7 protein-coding genes are annotated in these 7,698 nt (G+C 65.7%); 2 read left to right on the top strand and 5 right to left on the bottom strand.

Features of this window, described 5'->3' with window-relative positions:
• From gnd to hxlB, 3 genes are all read right to left on the bottom strand, one after another.
• Positions 1–900 (bottom strand): phosphogluconate dehydrogenase (NAD(+)-dependent, decarboxylating), encoded by a 900-nt coding sequence (gnd, locus tag RHA1_RS44315; RefSeq protein ID WP_011600600.1) that lies wholly within the window; start codon positions 898–900, stop codon positions 1–3.
• Between the two features lie 186 nt (positions 901–1,086).
• Positions 1,087–1,716, bottom strand: coding sequence for a 3-hexulose-6-phosphate synthase (gene hxlA, locus RHA1_RS44320; protein WP_011600601.1), 630 nt, complete (start codon positions 1,714–1,716; stop codon positions 1,087–1,089).
• Between the two features lie 49 nt (positions 1,717–1,765).
• Entirely contained in the window at positions 1,766–2,347 is a 582-nt protein-coding gene (gene hxlB / locus RHA1_RS44325; RefSeq protein ID WP_011600602.1) for a 6-phospho-3-hexuloisomerase, read from the bottom strand.
• Between the two features lie 147 nt (positions 2,348–2,494).
• Here hxlB and RHA1_RS44330 point away from each other — a divergent pair, with 147 nt between their 5' ends.
• Complete coding sequence (locus RHA1_RS44330; protein WP_011600603.1) at positions 2,495–3,778, top strand: helix-turn-helix transcriptional regulator; 1,284 nt, start codon at positions 2,495–2,497, stop codon at positions 3,776–3,778.
• A gap of 146 nt (positions 3,779–3,924) precedes the next feature.
• On the opposite strand, the gene zwf is transcribed toward RHA1_RS44330, so the two are convergent.
• The gene (zwf, locus tag RHA1_RS44335) at positions 3,925–5,472 is read right to left on the bottom strand and encodes a glucose-6-phosphate dehydrogenase (RefSeq protein WP_011600604.1); all 1,548 of its coding nucleotides are present in this window, start codon (positions 5,470–5,472) and stop codon (positions 3,925–3,927) included.
• 138 nt (positions 5,473–5,610) lie between these two features.
• Here zwf and RHA1_RS53935 point away from each other — a divergent pair, with 138 nt between their 5' ends.
• Positions 5,611–6,111: a phosphate signaling complex PhoU family protein gene (locus RHA1_RS53935; RefSeq protein ID WP_011600605.1), complete on the top strand. Its 501-nt coding sequence runs from the start codon at positions 5,611–5,613 to the stop codon at positions 6,109–6,111.
• 266 nt (positions 6,112–6,377) lie between these two features.
• Here RHA1_RS53935 and RHA1_RS48870 read toward each other — a convergent pair whose 3' ends face one another.
• Positions 6,378–6,992 (bottom strand): Clp protease N-terminal domain-containing protein, encoded by a 615-nt coding sequence (locus tag RHA1_RS48870; RefSeq protein WP_011600606.1) that lies wholly within the window; start codon positions 6,990–6,992, stop codon positions 6,378–6,380.
• Positions 6,993–7,698: the final 706 nt, after the last annotated feature.

Below are 7,698 nucleotides of genomic sequence, written 5' to 3' on the forward strand. Positions count from 1 at the left end.
CTAGCCGATCGCAGCGGGTTCGGCCAGACGCACCGCGTGGCCGCCGAACTGTTTGCGCAGCGCAGAGACGGCCTTCATCGCGGGGGAGTCGTCCTGCCGGGAGGCGAAGCGGGCGAACAATGCCGCCGAGATGACCGGGACCGGAACGGCGTGGGCAATCGCTTCCTCGACCGTCCAGCGTCCCTCGCCGGAATCCTCGGTATATCCGGAGATGGTCGCGAGTGCGGGATCGTCGGTCAAGGCCTCGACGAGCAGGTCAAGGAGCCAGGAACGGACAACGGTGCCCTCGGACCAGGCACGCATGACCGCAGGCACGTCGACGATTGAATCTTCGGCGGCGAGGAGTTCGTACCCCTCGGCGTAGGCCTGCATCAACCCGTACTCGATTCCGTTGTGCACCATCTTCGCGTAGTGACCAGCTCCGGTGGGGCCTGCGTGAACGAACGAGTCCCGGCGATCGCCGAGGGGACGCAGTGCATCGAAGACCGGCATCAGGCGCTCGATGTCGCGAGCGTCCCCGCCCGCCATGAGCGCGTAGCCCCGCTCGCGCCCCCACACTCCACCCGAGACTCCGCAATCGATATAGCCGATTCCTCGTTCCGCGAGTACATCGGCATTGACCCGGTCGTCCGAGAAGCGTGAGTTGCCGCCGTCAACAACAAGGTCGCCCGGTTCGAGAATGCGGGAGAGTTGCCCGATGACGTTGCGGGTTGCGTCGCCCGCGGGCACCATCACCCACACCACCCGTGGTGCCGACAACGACGACACCAACGTCTCCAAGGACGGAACGTCGCTTGTGTTGGAGTTCGGGTCGAAGCCGATCGCGTCATGGCCGCGCTGACGCAGCCGTGCCTGCATGTTCGATCCCATTCGGCCGAGGCCAACAAATCCCAATTGCATTGTCTTGCTGCTCCATCTCGATAGAAGAAGTGTTGGGTGGATGCGTCAACGTGAACGCGGGCCCTTTCCGCGTGCGAAAGGGTATAGACCGCCCAGCAACACATCACGTAACAAACTGCGGGCATGCGAATGGGCGAAGGCCCTGAACTGGTTTTGTTCAGGGCCTTCACCGTCGGCGATCGCGTGCTACTTGGTGAGTGCGTCCTTGAGTGCCTTCGCGGCCACGGCGGGGTCCTCGGCGCTGTAGATGGCGCCACCGGCGACGGCGACGTCCGCACCCGCGTCACGGACGGCGGCGATGGTGTCGACCTTGACGCCACCGGCGACGGAGAACGGGACACCGGCGATCTTGCCGTCGTCGAGGAGGGTCTGAATGGAGTAGCCGGGCTGGGCCTGCTCGTCGAGGCCGGCGTGGATCTCGACGAACGCGACACCGAGCTTGGCGATCTCGCGGGCCCGCTCGACACGGTTCTGCACGCCGATCAGGTCGGCGACGACCTTCTTGCCGTGCTTCTTGCCTGCCTCGACGGCACCCTTGATGGTGGCGTCACCGGCGGCGCCGAGGACGGTGACCAGGTCCGCGCCGGCGGAGAAGGCCAGGTCGGCCTCGAGGAAGCCGGCGTCGGCGGTCTTGAGGTCGGCGAAGACCTCCTTGTCCGGGTGCGCCGCCTTGATCGCGCTGATGGCGCTGAGGCCGGCGCTCTTGATCAGCGGGGTGCCGAGTTCGATGATGTCGACGTACGGGGCCACCTTGTTGGTCAGGGCCAGCGCGTCGGCGGTGGTGAGTAGATCGACGGCAACCTGCAGCTTCGTCATGTGTTTCTCCTGGTTATCTTCTTTTTGGGGGTTTGGGATTGGGGGACGCTCAACCGATGTTGGCGTGGCGTTCCCACAGCCGCTCGGCGGTCTGATCGACGTTGTGCCACAGCGCCTGGAACAGTGCGTCGAAGGCGAGGAGCACGGACTGTTCGAACAGGCTGCCCGCGTACTGGGCGGTGATGGCTGCGCTGTGGTCCTGCTTGTCGGCCGCGGGCAGGATCAGGACCTCGTCGGCGCGCCGGGCGAGCGGCGAGTCCGGCGCGGTGGTCACAGCGAGCACCGAGGCACCCACCTTGTTCGCGGTATCGGCTGCGCCGACGACCGAGGCGGTGGTGCCCGACCCGGAGACGGCAATCAGCAGATCGCCGTCGCCGATGGCAGGGGCGGTGACCTCCCCGGCCACATGGACGCGCAGGCCGAGGTGCATCAGTCGCATCGCGGCCATCTGGACGGCCAGGCCGCTGCGCCCGTTGCCGATGACGAACACCGCGCGTGCGGACGTGATCAAGGATCCGGCGCGGTCCCACTGTTCGGCGGCAACGGAATTGAGTAGGCGCTCGTTCTCGTCGAGCACGATGCGGCGCCCGTCACTGAACCGTGTGCGTGTCTGCTCGACGGTGACGGTCATGGTCCTCCTCGGTGATAGCCGTTCCGGTCTGATCCAAGGCTGCCGACTCCGGTGCGCCGCGGCACCCGGCCGGTCGGCCGGTTCGGGCCGGCCGCTTGGCCAGTGCCGTTGCCTCGTACCCGGCCATACTGTGAATGGGTGGTAAGCGTGGAGGACTCGGCTCGGTTGCAGGTCGACCCCTGGGTGGAGATGCGGAAGGTGATCACGGGACCGCTCCCGGACATCGCGACCCGCTTCTCCCGGTTCCTGGGCCGATGGTGGCCGCACGACGCGCTGGTGATCTTCACCCGGGAGTGCACCGGACGCCCCCGCAAAGTCGCCGGAAACCGCGAGATAGTCGACCGAGTGACCATCGACGAACTCGACGAGATCAAACAATCCATCGAACCCGGCGGTGTCGTCGCCGGAATCCGTTCACTGGGAGGTGGACGCCGCCGGGTCTGGGCGGTCCGCGACTCCGGCGACACGCTGCTCGTCCTGGTCCCGCGGCCATCTCAGGCCGGCCCACCCGAGCCCGATGGGGTCGCGGCGATGTTCGGGATCGTCGCGACCTCCATCCAGCAACAGGTGGCACAGGCCAGCCCTGACTATCTCGCCGAGTCACGGGCGGCGTCGAGTGAACGCGCCCGCACCATCGCCGAACTGACGGAGGTGCACGAGGCGACCCTGTCGTCGATCCTCGGAACCCTCCGATCGAACGACCTCGACGATCGGCGGTCGCGCATCACCGCGAGCGAGACGGCATCGGCCGCACTGATCGCGCTGCGATCGGCGGGTGCCGCCGATCGGGCCCTGTCAGAGGAGGCGGTCACCACGGCATTCGCCAGGTTGCAGGGCGAACTACGCCCCATGCTGCGGCATCGGGAGGTCGACGTCGACTATGTCGACCCGCCGGCCGACGGCCGTCCGCTTCCGGGTGAGGTGGCGCACGCGGCGCGCGCGATGGTTCGCGCCATCGTGCTGGCCTTCGGCGCCCAACCGGTGCTGAGTCGTTTGCGGATCGCGTGGGACTGCGACGGTGACAACGTGCTGATCGAGGTCCGTGACCAGGGGCCCGGCACCATCGACCGCAACGCGTTGACTCGGCAACTGTCCGGACGCTTACACACCCTGCGCGGCCACATCGATGTCGAGTCAATCGACGGCTGGGGCAGCCGGGTGTCCCTGACGATTCCACTCGATCCCCCCGCAGCGCGGCCCGGCGAGCAACTCCTGTCGACATTGAATCCGCGCGAACTCGAAGTCCTCGCCCACCTCGCGGTCGGCAAACGGAACAAGGCCATCGCCACCGAACTAGGCATTAGCGAAAGCACCATCAAATTCCACGTCGCGAGCGTGCTGAAGAAACTCGACGTCGCCAACCGAGGCGAGGCGGGAGCGATCGGCATCCAAGCCGGGATCATGGCACACGAGACACCCCGACCGGCCTGAGGGGCGGCCCGCCAAGTAGGGGTTCGCTCGCCCTGGCGACGGCGTCAGGCAATCAGTCCCTGGTGCGCAACGCGCATGCGCAAGTGCCTGCGCTCAACCCGCGGCAGTGAGGATCCGGGCATTCCGGAAACAACGCACCCTCGAATTCACAACGGCCGCCACACCCTTCCCGTACGGCCGACAATGGACTCGGCCGAACTCGGCCCGGCACTGCCGGATCGGTATTCGTCGGGGCGCCCGTGCTCGGCCCAGAACGTGATGACCGGATCGATAATCGCCCACGACGCATCCACCTCGGCCTGCGACGGGAACAACGAGGCGTCACCGCGAAGGACATCGAGGATCAATCGCTCATAGGCCTCGGGGGAGGATCCGCCGAACGAGTCGGCAAAAGACATGCTCAGATCCACATCCTGGATTCGCATCCCATCCCCGGGTGTCTTCGCACCGATCCGCAACGAGATTCCGTCGTCGGGCTGCACCCGCACCACCAGCACATTCTGGGGTGGCGGGCCGGCCTCGGCGGAACCGGTCAAATGGTGCGGCGCAGCGAAGGTCACCGCAACTTCCGTGGTCCTCTTGGTCAGGCGCTTACCCGCCCGGAGATAGAACGGAACCCCGGCCCAGCGCCGATTCGCGATCTGTGCGGTGATGGCCGCATACGTCTCGGTAGTCGAGCAAGGATTGAATCCGTCCTCCTCGAGTAACCCCGGTAGGTATGTCTCACCTCGGATGGTGGCCGCGTACTGCCCACGCGCGGTGGTCTCGGTCCACGGACCCACAGCTGACGTGGCAGAGAGCACCTTCACCTTCTCCGCCGACAGACTCGCCGCATCGACACCAACGGGCTCCTCCATGGCAATCAAGGCCAACAACTGCAGCAGATGATTCTGGATGACGTCCCGAGCCGCACCGACCCCGTCGTAGTAGCCGGCCCGGCCTTCGACACCGATGTCCTCGGCCATGGTGATCTGTACGTTGTCGATGTGGCGGTGGTTCCACAGCGGCTCAAACAATCCGTTCGCGAACCGCAGCGCCAGGATGTTCTGGACCGTCTCCTTGCCGAGATAGTGGTCGACCCGGAACACCGACCCCGCACCGAAAACCTCGTCGACGGTGGCGCCCAATGCCCGTGAGCTGGCCAGATCGTTTCCGAACGGCTTCTCCAGCACAATGCGCCGCCATCCGCGGTGGTGCTGGCTGAGGCCCACGGCGTTCAGCTGCGCGCACACCAGGGAAAAATGGGCCGGGGAGATCGACATATAAAACGAGTGGCCGACGGCGGAGTGAAGCATATCCAATTGTGCCAGTTCCTGTTTCAGGATCTCAAAAGCCGATCGGTCGTCAAAACTACCTCGGACATAGCGGAAGTTTCGTGCCAACTGGTTCCACGTGTCGATCCGGAAGGAAGTGCGCGCGCCTGCAATCATCGCCGCCTGGATGGTCTCGATGACGCGGTCAGGTTCGTGCCGGCCGAAGCCGACCAGCGAAAAGCTAGGCGGAAGGAGCCCCCGGTTGGCCAGGTCATAGATTGCCGGGAGCAGCTTCTTACGGGACAGGTCGCCAGTGATACCGAAGATCACCATCGACGACGACGGCACGAATCCAGCGGCAGGACTGACCGCATCCGGTATAACGGTTTGCCCGCCGACTGGATTGATCGTGACCGGATCAGTTACTTGAGGCATGCTCACGTGTGTTGTCCTCGTTTTGAGCTGGAATTTCGAACCGCCACCCGACCGTCCGCCGATGGGTGCGGCTCTCAGTGTTGCCGTGCGTCCCCGGCGACGCACCTGGCTGAATGGGGGAATGTACCTGGTCGACCGGCGGGCGTGACTTCGCGATTCGGAGTCCTGCACGCCAGTTCGGCTACAGGCGCACGGAGTTCTCCATGCGCGCCTGCTATCACAGCCGCAAGCCCGAGCCCTGCCCTAGCCGGTAGGTTGAGGAGGAACAGTTCGTCGAAGGTGTCCATAACCGCGTCGACGGGTGTCCCCGGAGGCGCCGACCTAGGCTTTGCCCTTACCCGGGTCTGCAGCCGGGGGCTCTCCCAGATGGGGCGGGTGGCGGCCGAGTTGGCCGGCCTCGCCGAACGGGTCCTGCGCACGCACGATCCCGAACTGGCCGCCGAGATCGGTAGACGCGACGACGAGCTCGACGACCTGCACCGCCGGCTGCTCACTCTGATCGAGGATCCGGCCTGGGCCGGCAGCGTCCCGGTCGCGGTCGATGTGACCTTGCTCGGCCGCTTCTACGAACGCTTCGGTGACCATGCCGTCACGGTCGGACGCAGGGTGATTTTCCTCGTCACCGGGGAACAGATGACCCCGTAGGTCGTCGCCGTCACGGTCGGACGCAGGGTGATTTTCCTCGTCACCGGGGAACAGATGACCCCGTAGGTCGTCGCCGTCACGGTCGGACGCAGGGTGATTTTCCTCGTCACCGGGGAACAGATGACCCCGTAGGTCGTCGCCGTCACGGGCCCCATCGTCACGGGCCCCATCGCCGCGGCCGATCCGAGCGTGGACTTCGCCCCGCCCGTTGGTGTGCGCGTTCGTGCCGTTGGTGGTGTGGTTCTTCATGTCGATGGAGCTGTTCTTCACCCCCGACTGAACCTGCTATTCGGGTTGTTCGGTGTCGAGGGCGTCGGTGATGCGGTCGTGGACCGGAGGTTTCGAGGTTCTGGCCGGCGGTGCGGGCGGTGGCGTGGGCGCGGGTGTATTCGTCGTCGCTGAGCCGGATGGGGATGCGGTGGGCGGGGCCTGGGGTGGGTTGCTGGGCCAGTTCGCGGTTGGTGGTGCTCACGCATTTCGCTGATGGGCAGGGGTGCGCGGTCGGTGAGGATGTGAGCGCCGGTGGAGGCGGGGTCGTCGAGCAGAGCCAGGAGCAGATGGTCGGTGCCGATCTCCTCATGCCCGAGCAGGGCCGTCTGGCGCAGGCTGGCTTCGAGGGCCTTCTTCGTCTTCGGGGTGAATGGGATGTGCCCCGCGGCCGGGGCGGATCCCGCCGGTGCGGTGTCACCCGCGAGCTTGCTCTCGAGTGCCGGGGCGGTGACGCCCCATGCGGTCAGCGCTGCCGCTCCGGGGCCGCCGGCGTCGAAGATCCCAATGAGCAGGTGTTCGGTGCCGACGGAGTTCTGGTGGTGGGTGCGGGCGGCGGCGGCGGCGAGGACGACCACTTGTCGGGCTTGATCGGAGAATCTTTCGAACACCATGACGCGCTCCCTCCCTGGGCGTCGCCGCGAGCGACGCGATCCGCTGCTGAATTCCCTGCTGCCCATTCTGGGCGTGTGCAGGTGGTTATGGGTGGGATCGACGCGACCTCGGCACTCGCGGCCGTAATGTTGTTGTGACCTGGTGTGATGACATGTCCCCGGTTTGTGATGTGGGGGCGCCGGCGGCCTGTTAGGGGGGTGCCGGCGCCGGGGTGTCGGCGGGGCGCGCGGGTGTCTGTTTCGTCCGGTTTTGAGCCGTTTTTGAAAGATGTTGATTGACAACATGTTTCGGTAATAGATTGATGAATCAGTATTTACGTGTGTTGTGCACAGATGTCAGGTTGTAAGGTTCGGAATCTGTTACTGATCAACATGTTTGAGTGTTTCGGGATTTTCGATTTTTTGGGGTGTGTGGGGGTGGGGTGGTATGCTGTGGGTATGACATGGAGCAGTGCGGGAAGGCGAGTGGGCGGCGGGTCGGGTGCACCCTCCCGCCTCCCCAGCTTCGTTGGGGTGTGGGGGACCGGATCGAACGGGACGAGTAAAAGCGCAGGTGAGAACCTAATCTCGGAAACTCGGAGGAGCGAAGCGACTCGATCGACGGCAACGGGAATGGACCCACTGCGAGCCGCGCAGCGGCTCCCTGGCGGGGAGCGGAGCGACTCGCCCCGTCTCCCGGCGCGGAGCGCCGGGAGCAGCGCCGCGG

This window comes from Rhodococcus jostii RHA1 (assembly GCF_000014565.1).
In the GTDB taxonomy this organism is placed as follows: domain Bacteria; phylum Actinomycetota; class Actinomycetes; order Mycobacteriales; family Mycobacteriaceae; genus Rhodococcus_F; species Rhodococcus_F jostii_A.